13 protein-coding genes and 1 tRNA gene are annotated in these 16,653 nt (G+C 63.4%); all 14 read left to right on the forward strand.

Annotated features, from left to right (window positions below):
• The coding region (locus tag AC5P53_RS20395) for an EF-Tu C-terminal domain-related protein (protein WP_487247787.1) at positions 1–141 on the forward strand (141 nt) is incomplete at its 5' end.
• A gap of 102 nt (positions 142–243) precedes the next feature.
• Positions 244–319: transfer RNA gene (locus AC5P53_RS20400), tRNA-Trp, on the forward strand.
• Between the two features lie 49 nt (positions 320–368).
• Entirely contained in the window at positions 369–782 is a 414-nt protein-coding gene (gene secE / locus AC5P53_RS20405) for a preprotein translocase subunit SecE (RefSeq protein WP_014646044.1), read from the forward strand.
• 10 nt (positions 783–792) lie between these two features.
• Positions 793–1,353, forward strand: a complete 561-nt coding sequence (gene nusG, locus AC5P53_RS20410) for a transcription termination/antitermination protein NusG (RefSeq protein WP_004154362.1) — start codon at positions 793–795, stop codon at positions 1,351–1,353.
• 258 nt (positions 1,354–1,611) lie between these two features.
• The gene (gene rplK, locus AC5P53_RS20415) at positions 1,612–2,040 is read left to right on the forward strand and encodes a 50S ribosomal protein L11 (RefSeq protein ID WP_004145248.1); all 429 of its coding nucleotides are present in this window, start codon (positions 1,612–1,614) and stop codon (positions 2,038–2,040) included.
• Between the two features lie 4 nt (positions 2,041–2,044).
• On the forward strand, positions 2,045–2,743 hold the full coding sequence (rplA, locus tag AC5P53_RS20420) for a 50S ribosomal protein L1 (protein WP_014646045.1): 699 nt from the start codon (positions 2,045–2,047) through the stop codon (positions 2,741–2,743).
• A gap of 386 nt (positions 2,744–3,129) precedes the next feature.
• Entirely contained in the window at positions 3,130–3,666 is a 537-nt protein-coding gene (rplJ, locus tag AC5P53_RS20425; RefSeq protein ID WP_010480377.1) for a 50S ribosomal protein L10, read from the forward strand.
• A 63-nt stretch (positions 3,667–3,729) separates the two neighbouring features.
• Positions 3,730–4,098: a 50S ribosomal protein L7/L12 gene (rplL, locus tag AC5P53_RS20430; protein WP_014646047.1), complete on the forward strand. Its 369-nt coding sequence runs from the start codon at positions 3,730–3,732 to the stop codon at positions 4,096–4,098.
• A 329-nt stretch (positions 4,099–4,427) separates the two neighbouring features.
• On the forward strand, positions 4,428–8,582 hold the full coding sequence (gene rpoB / locus AC5P53_RS20435) for a DNA-directed RNA polymerase subunit beta (protein WP_014646048.1): 4,155 nt from the start codon (positions 4,428–4,430) through the stop codon (positions 8,580–8,582).
• 89 nt (positions 8,583–8,671) lie between these two features.
• Positions 8,672–12,895, forward strand: coding sequence for a DNA-directed RNA polymerase subunit beta' (gene rpoC / locus AC5P53_RS20440; RefSeq protein ID WP_014646049.1), 4,224 nt, complete (start codon positions 8,672–8,674; stop codon positions 12,893–12,895).
• A gap of 283 nt (positions 12,896–13,178) precedes the next feature.
• Positions 13,179–13,553, forward strand: coding sequence for a 30S ribosomal protein S12 (rpsL, locus tag AC5P53_RS20445; protein WP_004145320.1), 375 nt, complete (start codon positions 13,179–13,181; stop codon positions 13,551–13,553).
• 12 nt (positions 13,554–13,565) lie between these two features.
• Positions 13,566–14,039: a 30S ribosomal protein S7 gene (rpsG, locus tag AC5P53_RS20450; RefSeq protein ID WP_004145321.1), complete on the forward strand. Its 474-nt coding sequence runs from the start codon at positions 13,566–13,568 to the stop codon at positions 14,037–14,039.
• A 141-nt stretch (positions 14,040–14,180) separates the two neighbouring features.
• Positions 14,181–16,322 (forward strand): elongation factor G, encoded by a 2,142-nt coding sequence (gene fusA / locus AC5P53_RS20455; RefSeq protein WP_014646050.1) that lies wholly within the window; start codon positions 14,181–14,183, stop codon positions 16,320–16,322.
• Positions 16,323–16,374: 52 nt separating this feature from the next.
• A partial coding sequence (locus AC5P53_RS20460) for a GTP-binding protein (protein ID WP_308307142.1) occupies positions 16,375–16,653 on the forward strand: 279 nt, incomplete at its 3' end.

A 16,653-nucleotide genomic window follows, 5' to 3' on the forward strand; every position in this document is an offset into this window, starting at 1 on the left:
GAAATGGTGATGCCGGGTGACAACGTCAAGATGGTCGTCACCCTGATCAACCCGGTGGCAATGGACGAAGGCCTGCGCTTCGCCATCCGCGAAGGCGGCCGTACCGTCGGCGCCGGCGTGGTCTCGAAGATCATCGAGTAAGCCTGCAGTACCGGTGGTTGCATAGCGCCGCCGGTTACGCGAATGGCGGGCCGGGAACCTCGGTCCGCCTTCGCCGTCTAAGGGAAGGCAAGTTTTCAACGTACGCCAGTAGCTCAATTGGCAGAGCAGCGGTCTCCAAAACCGCAGGTTGGGGGTTCGAGTCCCTCCTGGCGTGCCATCTGCCCACCTTACCCAGCGGCCTGCGCCGCTAAAGCAGACACAGCCGGATGAATAGCAAGATCGAACACTCCAAGGACAACTCCGCCAATGGTGGAGATATCGTCAAGTATGTCGCCGCATCGTTGCTGGTGCTGGCCGGTCTGTTCGTCTGGTTCTGGTTCTCCGCCGACTCCGGTCGCGCCGCCCAGCTGGGTGCGTGGGCGGGTCAGGTGCGTGCGTTGGCGGTCGTGGTCGGTCTGGTTGGCGGTATCGGCGTGTTCATGCTGACCGGCAAGGGGCGCGACACCCGCGAATTCCTCTCCGAGTCGCGCTTCGAACTGCGCAAGGTGGTCTGGCCGACGCGCCAGGAAGCCATCCGCATGACCTGGGTCGTGATCGTCGTGGTGCTCATCCTCAGCCTGCTGCTGGGTGGCTTCGACTTCCTGATCCAGAAACTGACTCAGTGGTTCCTGAGCCGCTAAGGAGAATTGCATGAAGCGTTGGTACGTCGTTCACGCCTATTCGGGCTTCGAGAAGTCGGTGGCGCAGGCCCTGCGCGATCGCATCGTCCGTGATGGCATGGAAGAGCGCTTCGGCGACGTCCTGGTTCCAACCGAAGAAGTGGTCGAGATGCGCGCTGGCCAGAAGCGCCGCTCCGAGCGCAAGTTCTTCCCGGGCTATGTGCTGGTCCAGATCGAGACCCACGAAGAAGCCGGCATTCCGCGCATCGACAACGAAAGCTGGCATCTGGTCAAGGAAACCCCGCGCGTGATGGGCTTCATCGGCGGTACCGCTGATCGCCCGTTGCCGATCGCCGATTCCGAGGCCGAGGCCATCCTGAACCGCGTTCAGGAAGGTGTCGAGAAGCCGCGTCCCAAGGTGCTGTTCGAGCCGGGCCAAATGGTCCGTGTCACCGATGGCCCGTTCAACGATTTCAATGGCGTCGTCGAAGAGGTCAACTACGAGAAGAGCCGTCTGCGCGTCTCGGTGCTGATCTTCGGTCGTGCGACCCCGGTCGAGCTCGAGTTCGGCCAGGTCGAAAAGGCCGTCTGACCTGCCTGTAGCGTCGAGCCATGCTCGGCGTCGGACCAGAAACCGGGCCTGGCCCGGTTTCGTTCGTTTACCTGCTGCTTCAGGCATGTGAAGAAAAAACCTGTTATAGTGCGCGGCTCCCTGCTGGGAAAGCCAGCAGGACGAGGCCGCCGCAAGGTGGCCTTCAGCATGATTTCAAAACGCGATGCCGGGACGCGTGATTCCCGGTCCGATGGGGAGCCTGTTGTCGAAAGGCGCTAGCACCCGGAGAGCACTCACATGGCAAAGAAAGTTGTCGGTTACATCAAGCTGCAGGTGAAGGCCGGTCAGGCCAACCCCTCGCCGCCGGTCGGTCCTGCGCTGGGTCAGCGTGGTCTGAACATCATGGAATTCTGCAAGGCGTTCAACGCTGCCACGCAGAAGCTCGAGCCGGGTCTGCCGGTTCCGGTGATCATTACGGCCTACTCGGACCGTACGTTCACCTTCATCACCAAGAGCACCCCGGCTACCACCCTGCTGAAGAAGGCCGCTGGCATCTCGTCGGGCTCCAAGCGCCCGAACACCGAGAAGGTCGGCAAGGTCACCCGTAAGCAGCTGGAAGAGATCGCCAAGGCGAAGGAACCGGATCTGACTGCCGCCGACCTGGACGCCGCCGTGCGTACCATCGCTGGCTCTGCCCGTTCCATGGGCCTCGTGGTGGAGGGTTAATAAGATGGCACAGACCAAGCGTGAGAAGGCCATCAAGGCCGCCGTCGTTCCGGGCAAGGCGTACGCCTTCGAGGACGCGATCAACATCCTGAAGACCGCCACCAAGGCCAAGTTCGTCGAGTCGATCGACGTTGCCGTGCGCCTGGGCGTCGACGCGAAGAAGTCCGACCAGCAGGTCCGTGGCTCCACCGTGCTGCCGGCCGGTACCGGCAAGTCGGTCCGCGTCGCCGTGTTCGCTCCGGCCGGTGCCAAGGCTGATGAAGCCTTGGCCGCTGGCGCCGAAGCCGTCGGTATGGACGATCTGGCCGAGAAGATGCAGGCCGGTGATCTGAACTATGACGTCGTCATCGCGACCCCGGACGCCATGCGTGTCGTCGGTAAGCTGGGCACCGTGCTGGGCCCGCGCGGCCTGATGCCGAACCCGAAGGTCGGCACCGTTTCCCCGAACCCGGGTGAAGCCGTGAAGAACGCCAAGTCGGGTCAGGTCCGTTACCGCACCGACAAGGCCGGCATCATCCACTGCACCATCGGCAAGGCCGACTTCGCCGAAGATGCGCTGAAGTCGAACCTGACCGCGCTGCTGCTGGACCTGATCAAGGCCAAGCCGGCCACCTCGAAGGGCACCTACCTGCAGAAGGTTTCGGTCAGCTCGACGATGGGCCCGGGCGTCACCGTCGACCAGTCGTCGCTGACCCTGAAGTAATTGTTTCAAGCGGTCACGGTACCTTCGGTGCCGTGACCGTGACATTTGAAGGCATCGCTGGCAGTGCATCGCCTGCGGTAGCCGTCAAAGACCGCAGGCGCGGTCGTGGCAATACCGGCGACGGGCACGGAAGCTCGATCTGGCAAGGAGTCGCCGCCGGAGCAGTCATGAGCGCTTAATCGATTCCCCGGAATCACCCTGCGTAGATGGTGCCCTTCTGGAGTTTTTCTGGTTCACGCACGTCTGGGTTTCCCAGGTTGGCCCACTCCAGGTCTAGAACGGCCCACCCCCGGAACATCATCCCGATGTTCCCGGCGTCCAGGACGGATGCCGCACAGGACCGCACACGGCAGGAGCCGTAAGCGGAGTTCAATAGGAGGAGTGCAATGGCTCTCAATCTGTCCCAGAAGCAAGAAGTAGTCGCCGAGCTGGCAGACGTCGCCGCCAAGGCCCACTCCTTGATCGCAGCCGAATACGCTGGCACCACGGTCGCCCAGATGACCGCGATGCGCAAGCAGGCTCGTGAAACCGGTGTTTTCTTGAAGGTTGTCAAGAACACCCTGGCTTCGCGCGCCGTTGAAGGCACCGAGTTCGCAGTCGCACAGGACCAGATGGTTGGTCCGCTGCTGTACGCGTTCTCGCTCGAGGAGCCCGGCGCTGCCGGTCGCCTGATCAAGGAAGCCGCCAAGGGCAACGACAAGCTGAAGGCTAAGGTCGTCGCCATCGGTGGCGAAGTGTTCCCGGCAAGCCACGTCGAAGTGCTGGCCTCGCTGCCGACCCGCGACCAGGCCCTGGCCATGCTGGCCCGCGTCCTGACCGAGCCGGTCACGATGTTTGCCCGCGCCATCAAGGCTGTTGGCGAGAAGCAGGGGGGTGGCGATGTCGCCGCCGACGCTGCCGAGCCGGCCGCCGAGACCGCCTGAGTTTCGACTTACCGTGGTTCCTGACGGAACCTCAACCCAGAAAATCATCCAAAGGTATTAATCATGTCCCTTACCAACGAACAGATCGTCGACGCCATCGCCGAGAAGTCCCTGATGGAAGTGATGGAGCTGGTCAAGGCCATCGAAGAGAAGTTCGGCGTCTCCGCCGCTGCTCCGGTTGCCGTGGCTGCTGCCGCTGGCCCGGCCGCTGCTGTTGAAGAGCAGACCGAGTTCACCGTCACCCTGAAGACCGCCGGCGAGAAGAAGGTCGAGGTCATCAAGGCCGTCCGCGCCATCACCGGCCTGGGCCTGAAGGAAGCGAAGGACCTGGCCGAAGCCGGTGGCGTCCTGAAGGAAGGCGCTTCGAAGGAAGACGCCGAGAAGATGAAGAAGGACCTGGAAGCTGCTGGCGCGACTGTCGAAGTCAAGTAAGCAGTTACCTTGCATCGTCACCGATTCACGGCGATGCAGCCAAGGCTGGGGGCGTAAGCCCCCGGCCTTTGGTCGTTGTTGCGGTACCGGTAGGGTCGACTGTTAGTCGACTGTTTCAAAAGCAGGAAAAAGCCCAACACGGGCTGCAGTCAAACCCCGGCAGGCCAGCGCACGGCGCGGCAGCGGGGGAGTGGTAGCAGACGAGTTGGCAGTTGGAAGTAGCGGGAGAAGGCGTGCTGGTGCCGGCAATACCAGCGACTTCCAACTGACAATTTCAAGTTCCCTTCGGATCGTGGGCGCACGATCCGCACAACAAGGTGGAAGACCTCATGACGTCCTATTCGTTCACCGAAAAAAAGCGTATCCGCAAGGATTTCGGCAAGCAGCGCTCGATTCTCGAAGTGCCGTTCCTGCTCGCCATCCAGGTGGATTCCTATCGTGAATTCCTGCAGGAAAACGTCGATCCGGCCAAGCGCACGGACCACGGCCTGCACGCTGCGCTGAAGTCGGTCTTCCCGATCGCCAGCTACAGCGGCAATGCTGCCCTGGAATACGTCGGCTACAAGCTGGGCGAACCGGTCTTCGACGAGCGTGAGTGCCGCCAGCGCGGCATGAGCTACGGCGCCCCGCTGCGCGTGACCGTGCGCCTGGTGATCTACGACCGTGAGTCGTCGACCAAGGCCATCAAGTACGTGAAGGAGCAGGAGGTCTATCTGGGCGAAATCCCGCTGATGACCGAGAACGGCACCTTCATCGTCAACGGCACCGAGCGCGTCATCGTCTCGCAGCTGCACCGCTCGCCGGGCGTGTTCTTCGACCACGACCGTGGCAAGACCCACAGCTCGGGCAAGCTGCTGTACAGCGCCCGCATCATTCCTTACCGCGGCTCCTGGCTGGACTTCGAGTTCGACCCGAAGGACGCGCTGTTTACCCGTATCGACCGCCGCCGCAAGCTGCCGGTGTCGATCCTGCTGCGCGCGCTTGGTTACAGCAACGAGGAGATGCTGGCCGAGTTCTTCGAGATCAACACCTTCCACATCAACCCGGATGAAGGCGTCCAGCTGGAGCTGGTGCCGGAGCGCCTGCGTGGCGAAACCCTGGGCTTCGACCTCGCCGACGGCGACAAGGTCATCGTGGAAGCCGGCAAGCGCATCACCGCGCGCCACATCAAGCAGCTGGAAGCCTCGGGCATCGCCGCCCTGGCCGTGCCGGACGACTACATCGTCGGCCGCATCCTGTCGCACGACGTGGTCGATGCCTCGACCGGCGAACTGCTGGCCCAGGCCAACGACGAGATCACCGACGAGCAGCTGCAGGCCTTCCGCAAGGCCGGCGTCGATGCGGTCGGCACCCTGTGGGTGAACGACCTGGATCGTGGCCCGTACCTGTCCAACACCCTGCGCATCGATCCGACCAAGACCCAGCTGGAAGCCCTGGTCGAGATCTACCGCATGATGCGTCCGGGCGAGCCGCCGACCAAGGATGCCGCGCAGAACCTGTTCCACAACCTGTTCTTCACCTTCGAGCGCTACGACCTGTCCGCGGTCGGCCGCATGAAGTTCAACCGTCGCGTGGGCCGCAAGGAAACCACCGGCGAAGCCGTGCTGTACGACAGCAAGTACTTCGGTGAGCGCAACGACGAAGAGTCCAAGCGCCTGGTCGCTGCCCACGGCGACAGCTCCGACATCCTGGACGTGATCAAGGTCCTGACCGAGATCCGCAACGGTCGCGGCGTGGTCGACGACATCGATCACCTGGGCAATCGTCGCGTGCGTTCGGTCGGTGAAATGGCCGAGAACGTGTTCCGCGTCGGCCTGGTCCGCGTCGAGCGCGCGGTCAAGGAGCGCCTGTCGATGGCCGAGTCGGAAGGCCTGACCCCGCAGGAACTGATCAACGCCAAGCCGGTCGCCGCTGCCATCAAGGAGTTCTTCGGCTCCTCGCAGCTGTCGCAGTTCATGGACCAGAACAACCCGCTGTCGGAAGTGACTCACAAGCGTCGCGTCTCGGCCCTGGGCCCGGGCGGTCTGACCCGTGAGCGCGCCGGCTTCGAAGTGCGCGACGTGCACCCGACCCATTACGGCCGCGTCTGCACCATCGAAACCCCGGAAGGCCCGAACATCGGCCTGATCAACTCGCTGGCCGTGTACGCCCGCACCAACCAGTACGGTTTCCTCGAGACCCCGTACCGCAAGGTCGTGGACGGCAAGGTCTATGACGAAGTCGAGTTCCTGTCGGCGATCGAAGAAAACGAGTACGTCATTGCGCAGGCCAACGCGCTGACCGACGCCAAGGGCACCCTGACCGAGCAGTTCGTCCCGTGCCGCTTCCAGGGCGAATCGCTGCTGAAGCCGCCGGCGGAAGTCCACTTCATGGACGTCTCGCCGATGCAGACCGTGTCGATCGCGGCTGCGCTGGTTCCGTTCCTGGAGCACGATGACGCCAACCGCGCACTGATGGGCGCCAACATGCAGCGTCAGGCCGTGCCGACCCTGCGTGCGCAGAAGCCGCTGGTCGGTACCGGCATCGAGCGCGCCGTGGCGCGTGACTCCGGTGTGACCGTGAATGCCCGTCGTGGTGGCGAGATCGTGCAGATCGACGCGGCCCGCATCGTGGTCAAGGTCAACGAGGAAGAGATCGTTGGCGCCACCGACGCAGGCGTGGACATCTACAACCTGGTCAAGTACACCCGTTCGAACCAGAACACCTGCATCAACCAGCGCCCGCTGGTCCAGGTCGGTGACGTCATCGCCCGCGGCGACGTGCTGGCCGACGGTCCGTCCACCGACATCGGCGAACTGGCCTTGGGCCAGAACATGCTGATCGCGTTCATGCCGTGGAACGGCTACAACTTCGAAGACTCCATCCTGCTCTCCGAGCGCGTGGTGGAAGAGGATCGTTACACCACGATCCACATCGAAGAGCTGACCTGCGTCGCGCGTGACACCAAGCTGGGGCCGGAGGAAATCTCCGCCGACATCCCGAACGTCTCCGAGCAGGCGCTGAACCGCCTGGACGAGAGCGGCGTGGTGTACATCGGCGCGGAAGTCCGTGCCGGCGACATCCTGGTCGGCAAGGTCACCCCGAAGGGCGAAAGCCAGCTGACCCCGGAAGAGAAGCTGCTGCGCGCGATCTTCGGCGAGAAGGCTTCGGACGTGAAGGACAGCTCGCTGCGCGTTCCGCCGGGCATGGACGGCACCGTCATCGACGTGCAGGTCTTCACCCGCGACGGCATCGAGAAGGACAAGCGCGCCCGCCAGATCGAAGAGTCTGAAATCAAGCGCGTCAAGAAGGACTTCGACGACCAGTTCCGCATCCTGGAAGCCGCCATCTACATGCGTCTGCGTTCGCAGATCGTGGGCAAGGTGGTCAACGGTGGCGCTGGCCTGAAGAAGGGTGACGTGATCACCGACGCCTTCCTGGACGGCCTGAAGAAGGCTGACTGGTTCGCCCTGCGCATGAAGGACGAGGACGCTTCGGAAGCCATCGAGCGCGCGCAGAAGCAGATCCAGGCGCACGAGAAGGAGTTCGAGCGTCGCTTCGCCGACAAGCGCGGCAAGATCACCGCCGGTGACGACCTCGCTCCGGGCGTTCTGAAGATGGTCAAGGTGTTCCTGGCCGTGAAGCGCCGCATCCAGCCGGGCGACAAGATGGCTGGCCGCCACGGCAACAAGGGTGTGGTCTCCAACGTGGTGCCGGTCGAGGACATGCCGTACATGGCCTCGGGCGAAACCGTGGACATCGTGCTGAACCCGCTGGGCGTGCCGTCGCGCATGAACATCGGCCAGATCCTGGAAGTGCACCTGGGCTGGGCCGCCAAGGGTCTGGGTCGCAAGATCCAGGCGATGATGGAAGCCCAGGCGGCGGTCGCCGACCTGCGCAAGTTCCTGGACGACATCTACAACCACGACGACACCAACGTGGCCAACCGTGTCGACCTGTCGCAGTTCAGCGACGAGGAACTGCTGCGCCTGGCCCGCAACCTGACCGACGGCGTGCCGATGGCTACCCCGGTGTTCGACGGCGCCACCGAAGCGGAAATCAAGCGCATGCTGGAACTGGCCGACCTGCCGAGCAGCGGCCAGACCCAGCTGTACGACGGCCGCACCGGTGAAGCCTTCGATCGCCACACCACCGTTGGCTACATGCACTACCTGAAGCTGAACCACCTGGTCGACGACAAGATGCACGCCCGTTCGACCGGTCCGTACTCGCTCGTCACCCAGCAGCCGCTGGGCGGCAAGGCGCAGTTCGGCGGCCAGCGCTTCGGTGAAATGGAAGTCTGGGCGCTGGAAGCCTACGGCGCGGCCTACACCCTGCAGGAAATGCTGACGGTGAAGTCCGATGACGTGCAGGGCCGCAACCAGATGTACAAGAACATTGTCGACGGTGAGCACGAGATGGTCGCGGGCATGCCGGAATCCTTCAACGTGCTCGTGAAGGAAATCCGCTCGCTGGCCATCAACATGGAACTGGAAGACAACTGATCCATGCCGGCGCGGCGGCCTCCGCCGCCGCGCCGCTGGCAGTCAACTGAAAGCCCATCGACACAGCATTCCTCCTTCTGGAGAACACCATGAAAGACCTGCTCAACCTCTTCAACCAGCAGCGCCAGACGCTGGACTTCGACGCGATCAAGATCGCGCTGGCCTCGCCGGACCTGATCCGTTCGTGGTCCTTCGGCGAAGTGAAGAAGCCGGAAACCATCAACTACCGTACCTTCAAGCCGGAACGCGACGGCCTGTTCTGCGCCGCCATTTTCGGCCCGGTGAAGGACTACGAGTGCCTGTGCGGCAAGTACAAGCGCATGAAGCACCGCGGCGTGGTCTGCGAAAAGTGCGGCACCGAAGTGACCCTGGCCAAGGTGCGCCGTGAGCGCATGGGCCACATCGACCTGGCGTCGCCGGTCGCGCACATCTGGTTCCTGAAGTCGCTGCCGTCGCGCATCGGCCTGATGCTGGACATGACCCTGCGCGATATCGAGCGCGTGCTGTACTTCGAAGCGTACGTGGTGACCGAGCCGGGCCTGACCGCCCTGGAGCGCCGCCAGCTGCTGACCGAAGAACAGTACCTGCAGGCCCGCCAGGAGCACGGTGACGACTTCGACGCCGCCATGGGCGCCGAGGCCGTGTACGAACTGCTGCGCACGATCGACCTGCAGTCGGAAATGACCCGCCTGCGCGAGGAAATCGCCGCTACCGGTTCGGAAACCAAGCTCAAGCGCCTCACCAAGCGCATCAAGCTGATCGAGGCCTTCCTGGAATCGGGCAACCGTCCGGAGTGGATGGTCATGACCGTGCTGCCGGTGCTGCCGCCGGACCTGCGCCCGCTGGTCCCGCTGGATGGCGGCCGCTTCGCGACCTCCGACCTGAACGACCTGTACCGCCGCGTCATCAACCGCAACAACCGCCTGCGCCGCCTGCTCGAGCTGAGCGCGCCGGACATCATCGTGCGCAATGAAAAGCGCATGCTGCAGGAATCGGTCGATGCGCTGCTGGACAACGGCCGTCGCGGCCGTGCCATCACCGGCACCAACAAGCGCCCGCTGAAGTCGCTGGCCGACATGATCAAGGGCAAGCAGGGTCGCTTCCGCCAGAACCTGCTCGGCAAGCGCGTCGACTACTCGGGCCGTTCGGTCATCGTGGTCGGTCCGTACCTGCGCCTGCACCAGTGCGGCCTGCCGAAGAAGATGGCGCTGGAGCTGTTCAAGCCGTTCGTCTTCGCCAAGCTGCAGCGTCGTGGCCTGGCCACCACCATCAAGGCCGCCAAGAAGCTGGTCGAGCGCGAAGAAGCCGAAGTCTGGGACATCCTGGAAGAGGTCATCCGCGAGCATCCGGTGATGCTGAACCGTGCGCCGACCCTGCACCGTCTGGGCATCCAGGCGTTCGAGCCGGTGCTGATCGAAGGCAAGGCCATCCAGCTGCACCCGCTGGTCTGCACCGCGTTCAACGCCGACTTCGACGGTGACCAGATGGCCGTCCACGTGCCGCTCTCGCTGGAAGCCCAGCTGGAAGCGCGTGCGCTGATGATGTCGACCAACAACATCCTGTCGCCGGCCAACGGCGAGCCGATCATCGTGCCGTCGCAGGACGTCGTGCTGGGTCTGTACTACATGACCCGCTCGCTGGAAAACAAGAAGGGCGAGGGCATGGCCTTCGCCAACATCGCCGAAGTGAAGCGTGCCTACGACAACCGTGTGGTGGAACTGCACGCCAAGGTCAAGGTCCGCATCACCGAGGTGGTGACCGACGAAGACGGCAACAAGCAGAACAAGACCTCGATCGTGGACACCACGATCGGTCGCGCCCTGCTGGCTGAAATCCTGCCGGAAGGCCTGCCGTTCGCGCTGGCCAACACCGAGCTGACCAAGAAGAACATCAGCCGCCTGATCAACTCCAGCTACCGCCAGCTGGGCCTGAAGGACACGGTCGTGTTCGCCGACAAGCTGATGTACACCGGCTTCGCCTACGCGACCCGCGCCGGCGTCTCGATCGGCATCGACGACATGCTGATCCCGGACGAGAAGAAGGGCATCCTCACCGAGGCCGAAGCCGAAGTGCTGGAAATCCAGGAGCAGTACCAGTCGGGCCTGGTCACCGCCGGCGAGCGCTACAACAAGGTGGTCGACATCTGGTCGCGCACCAACGAGCGCATCGCCAAGGCGATGATGGACACCATCGGTACCGAGAAGGTGGTCAATGCCAAGGGCGAGACCATCGACCAGAAGTCGATGAACTCGCTGTACATCATGGCCGACTCCGGTGCGCGTGGTTCGCAGGCGCAGATCCGTCAGCTGGCCGGCATGCGCGGCCTGATGGCCCGCCCGGACGGCTCGATCATCGAGACGCCCATCAAGGCGAACTTCCGCGAAGGCCTGAACGTGCAGGAGTACTTCAACTCCACCCACGGTGCCCGTAAGGGTCTGGCCGATACCGCACTGAAGACCGCGAACTCGGGTTACCTGACCCGTCGTCTGGTCGACGTCGCGCAGGACGTGGTGATCACCGAGGTGGATTGCGGTACCACCGAAGGCCTGATCATGACCCCGATCGTGGAAGGCGGCGACGTGGTCGAGCCGCTGAAGGACCGCGTGCTGGGCCGCGTGGTCGCCGAGGACGTGTTCCTGCCGGGCAACGACGAGGATCCGATCGTCACCCGCAACACCCTGCTCGACGAAGCCTGGGTCGCCAAGCTGGAAGATGCCGGCGTGCAGACCATCAAGGTCCGCTCGACCATCTCCTGCGAATCGGCGTTCGGTGTCTGCTCGCGCTGCTACGGCCGCGACCTGGCCCGTGGCCACCTGGTCAACATCGGTGAAGCAGTCGGCGTCATCGCCGCGCAGTCCATCGGTGAGCCGGGTACCCAGCTGACCATGCGTACGTTCCACATCGGTGGTGCGGCGTCGCGAGCGGCAGCGGTCGACAACATCACCGTCAAGACCACCGGCTCGGTCAAGTTCAGCAACCTCAAGTCGGTCGAGCATGCCAACGGCTCGCTGGTCGCAGTGTCGCGCTCGGGCGAAATCTCGGTGCTCGATGCCCACGGCCGTGAGCGTGAGCGTTACAAGCTGCCGTACGGTGCGACCATCACGTCCAAGGACGGTGATGCGATCAAGGCTGGCCAGACCGTGGCCAACTGGGATCCGCATAACCACCCGATCGTGTCGGAAGTGGCCGGCTTCATCCGCTTCATCGACTTCGTTGATGGCATCACCGTCATCGAGAAGACCGACGAGCTGACCGGCCTGGCTTCGCGCGAAATCACCGATCCGAAGCGTCGTGGTACCCAGGCCAAGGACCTGCGCCCGATCGTGCGCATCGTCGACGCCAAGGGCAATGACCTGTCGATTCCGGGCACCGACCTGCCGGCGCAGTACCTGCTGCCGCCGCGTTCGATCGTCAACCTGCAGGACGGCGCCCCGGTGGGCGTGGGCGACGTCGTCGCCAAGATCCCGCAGGAAGCGTCGAAGACCCGCGACATCACCGGTGGTCTGCCGCGCGTGGCCGACCTGTTCGAAGCGCGCAAGCCGAAGGATCCGGCGGTGCTGGCCGAGCGTTCGGGCATCATCAGCTTCGGCAAGGACACCAAGGGCAAGCAGCGCCTGATCATCAAGGACACCGATGGTTCGGAGCACGAAGAGCTGATCCCGAAGTACCGCCAGGTCATCGTGTTCGAAGGCGAGCATGTCACCAAGGGTGAAACCATCGTGGACGGCGAGCCGAGCCCGCAGGACATCCTGCGCCTGCTGGGCGTCGAGCCGCTGGCGGCCTACCTGGTGAAGGAAATCCAGGACGTGTACCGCCTGCAGGGCGTGAAGATCAACGACAAGCACATCGAGGTGATCACCCGCCAGATGCTGCGCAAGGTCGAGATCACCGATCAGGGCAGCAGCAAGTTCCTGAACGGCGAACAGGTGGAGCGTCAGCGCGTTATCGAGGAGAATGCGCGCCTGTCGGCCCGCAACGAGCTGCCGGCGCACTTCGATCCGGTCCTGCTGGGTATCACCAAGGCGTCGCTGGCGACCGAATCGTTCATCTCGGCCGCTTCGTTCCAGGAAACCACCCGCGTGCTGACCGAAGCGGCCGTCCGCGGCACCTCGGACAACCTGCGTGGCCTGAAGGAAAACGTCATCGTGGGGCGCCTGATTCCGGCCGGTACCGGCCTGGCGTACCACAGCAACCGCCGTCGCGGCGCTTCCGGTCTCACCGAGTCGGAAATGCAGACCCTGGCCGGTACCCCGGCCGCGGTCGAGGCGCCGGTGGTTGAAGCCGAAGCTGAACAGGCGTCGGGCGAAGAATGAGGTAGCCGGTCCGGCCGCAAGGCCGGACCACCCCATCGGTCCATCGATGGGATTGGAAAGGGCAGGGGAGATCGTCCGCGATCGACCCTGTCAACCTGAACGGGGTACATGGAGGCCCCCCAGTAACGTCCCGGGATCAGGGACGGGCTTGACAGGAGGCGTTTGACTGCTTTCCTGGCAGGTTGCTACAATCGTCTGTCTCAGCAGGCCAGAATTTCGGCCTGCTTTAACATTTCCGCATCTCTGGTCGGATTTTCCGGCCACCAATCAGAAGAACCTACTGATGGCGACGATCAACCAGCTGGTCCGCAAGCCGCGGCAAGCGACCACCTACAAGAGTGCCTCGCCGGCGCTCGACAAGTGCCCGCAGCGCCGTGGCGTCTGCACCCGTGTCTACACCACCACTCCGAAGAAGCCGAACTCGGCTCTGCGCAAGGTTGCCAAGGTCCGCCTGACCAACCAGGAAGAAGTGATTTCCTACATCGGTGGTGAAGGCCACAACCTGCAGGAGCACTCCGTGGTCCTGATCCGCGGCGGTCGCGTCAAGGACCTGCCGGGTGTGCGTTACCACACCGTTCGTGGCTCGCTCGACGCCGCCGGCGTTGCCAAGCGTCGCCAGGCCCGTTCCAAGTACGGCGCCAAGCGTCCGAAGGCATAAGGAGAGAGCACTATGTCGCGTAAGGGTAATACTCCGCAGCGTTCCGTCCTGCCCGATCCGAAGCACGGAAGCGAAACCATCGCCCGCTTCATCAACATGGTCATGCAGAGCGGCAAGAAGTCCGTCGCCGAAAAGATCGTGTACGGCGCCATGGACGTGATCACCGAGAAGAACAGCAGCGCCAACGCCATTGAACTGGTGCAGAAGGCTCTGGACAACGTCGCTCCGGCGGTCGAAGTCAAGTCGCGTCGCGTCGGTGGTGCCACCTACCAGGTGCCGGTCGAAGTGCGTTCGTCGCGCAAGATGGCCCTGGCCATGCGCTGGCTGATCGACTCCGCGCGCAAGCGTGGTGAGAACACCATGCCGAAGAAGCTGGCTGCTGAACTGATCGACGCCTCGGAAAACCGTGGCGGCGCCATCAAGAAGCGCGAAGAAACCCACCGCATGGCCGAAGCCAACAAGGCATTCGCCCACTACCGCTGGTGAGTTTGACGGCCTTGTAAAACAGGCAGGGCAGCACCACTTCGGTGCGTGCTGCCTCGCGGTCCCAGAAGGGCTGCGCCAATCCGAAGGCCGCCGAAAGGCGGCGTTCGGCCATCCGAAATCCAAGAAATCTGAGAGGCTCCCGTGGCCCGTTCCACTCCCATCGAGCGTTACCGTAACTTCGGCATCATGGCTCACATCGATGCCGGCAAGACCACCACGTCCGAGCGCATCCTGTTCTACACCGGCAAGAGCCACAAGATCGGTGAAGTGCACGACGGCGCCGCCACCATGGACTGGATGGAGCAGGAGCAGGAGCGTGGCATCACGATCCAGTCCGCTGCCACCACCGCGTTCTGGAAGGGCATGGACAAGTCCCTGCCGGAGCACCGCTTCAACATCATCGACACCCCCGGGCACGTCGACTTCACCATCGAAGTGGAGCGCTCGCTGCGCGTGCTCGACGGTGCCGTCTTCGTCCTGTGTGCCGTCGGTGGCGTGCAGCCGCAGTCGGAAACCGTGTGGCGCCAGGCCAACAAGTACCACGTGCCGCGCATCGCGTTCGTCAACAAGATGGACCGCACCGGTGCCAACTTCCAGAAGGTCGTCGGCCAGCTGAAGGCCAAGCTGGGCGCGGTCGCCGTGCCGATGCAGCTGCCGATCGGCGCTGAAGACAACTTCAAGGGCGTTGTCGACCTGCTGAAGATGAAGGCCATCCATTGGGATGAGGCTTCGCAGGGCATGAAGTTCGAATACAGCGACATCCCGGCCGATCTGCAGGCGGCTGCCGAAGAGGCTCGCCAGTTCATGGTCGAGACCGCTGCCGAAGCCAGCGAAGAGCTGATGGAAAAGTACCTGGGCGGCGAAGAGCTGGCCGAGGCTGAAATCATCAATGCGCTGCGTACCCGCACCCTGGCCACCGAGATCGTGCCGATGTACTGCGGCTCGGCCTTCAAGAACAAGGGCGTGCAGGCCATGCTGGACGGCGTGATCCAGCTGCTGCCGTCGCCGGTCGACGTGCCGGACGTGAAGGGCGTGGACGTTGACGACGACACCGTCGAGATGACCCGCAAGTCGGACGACAAGGCTCCGTTCTCGTCGCTGGCCTTCAAGATCATCACCGACCCGTTCGTCGGCGCGCTGACCTTCTTCCGCGTCTACTCGGGCACCCTGAACGGTGGCGACACCGTGCTGAACTCGGTGAAGGGCAAGAAGGAGCGCATCGGTCGCATCCTGCAGATGCACTCGAACAACCGCGAGGAAATCAAGGAAGTTCTGGCTGGTGACATCGCTGCTGCCGTGGGCCTGAAGGACACCACCACCGGTGACACCCTGTGCGCCGTGGACGCGCCGATCATCCTGGAGCGCATGACGTTCCCGGAGCCGGTGATCTCGATGGCCGTCGAGCCGAAGACCAAGTCGGACCAGGAAAAGATGGGTCTGGCCCTGGGCCGTCTGGCGCAGGAAGATCCGTCGTTCCGCGTCAAGACCGACGAAGAATCCGGCCAGACCATCATCTCGGGCATGGGCGAGCTGCACCTGGACATCATCGTCGATCGCCTGAAGCGCGAGTTCAACGTTGAAGCCAACGTCGGCGCGCCGCAGGTGGCCTACCGCGAAACCATCACCCTGGCTGACGTCAAGTCGGACTACAAGCACGCCAAGCAGTCCGGTGGTAAGGGTCAGTACGGTCACGTCGTGATCGAGCTGTCGCCGATCACCGCTGAAGACCGTGCCGATCCGAAGCTGGCTCCGGCCATCAAGGACGACTTCCTGTTCATCAACGACATCACCGGCGGCGTGATCCCGAAGGAATTCATTCCGTCGGTTGAAAAGGGCCTGCGCGAAACCATCACCAGCGGTCCGCTGGCTGGCTTCCCGGTCGTGGACGTCAAGGTGAAGCTGGTGTTCGGTTCGTACCACGACGTCGACTCCTCGGAAATGGCGTTCAAGCTGGCTTCGTCGATGGCCTTCAAGCAGGGCTTCGCCAAGGCCAAGCCGGTGCTGCTGGAGCCGATCATGAAGGTCGAGATCGTGACCCCGGAGGATTACCAGGGTGACGTGATGGGCGACGTCAGCCGTCGTCGCGGCGTGCTGCAGGGTTCCGACACCACCGGTGACGGTTCGGCCAGCATCATCAACGCGATGATCCCGCTGGGTGAAATGTTCGGCTACGCCACTGCGCTGCGTTCGCAGACCCAGGGCCGCGCCACCTTCACCATGGAATTCGATCACTACGAGCCGGCTCCGACCAACATCGCCGAAGCCGTCATGAAGAAGGGCTGAGCCTCGCTCAGCCTCTCTTGAAACCACTTACGAACAATCAAGGTATAGAACAATGGCAAAGGGTAAGTTCGAGCGCACCAAGCCGCACGTCAACGTCGGCACCATCGGTCACGTCGATCACGGCAAGACCACGCTGACCGCCGCACTGACCAAGATCGGTGCCGAGCGCTTCGGTGGCGAGTTCAAGGATTACTCCTCGATCGACGCCGCGCCGGAAGAAAAGGCTCGTGGTATCACGATCTCGACCGCGCACGTCGAATACGAATCCCCGATCCGTCACTACGCCCACGTTGACTGCCCGGGCCACGCTGACTACGTCAAGAACATGATC

The sequence above is a fragment of the Stenotrophomonas sp. YJH_SMC_82 genome (assembly GCF_059368875.1).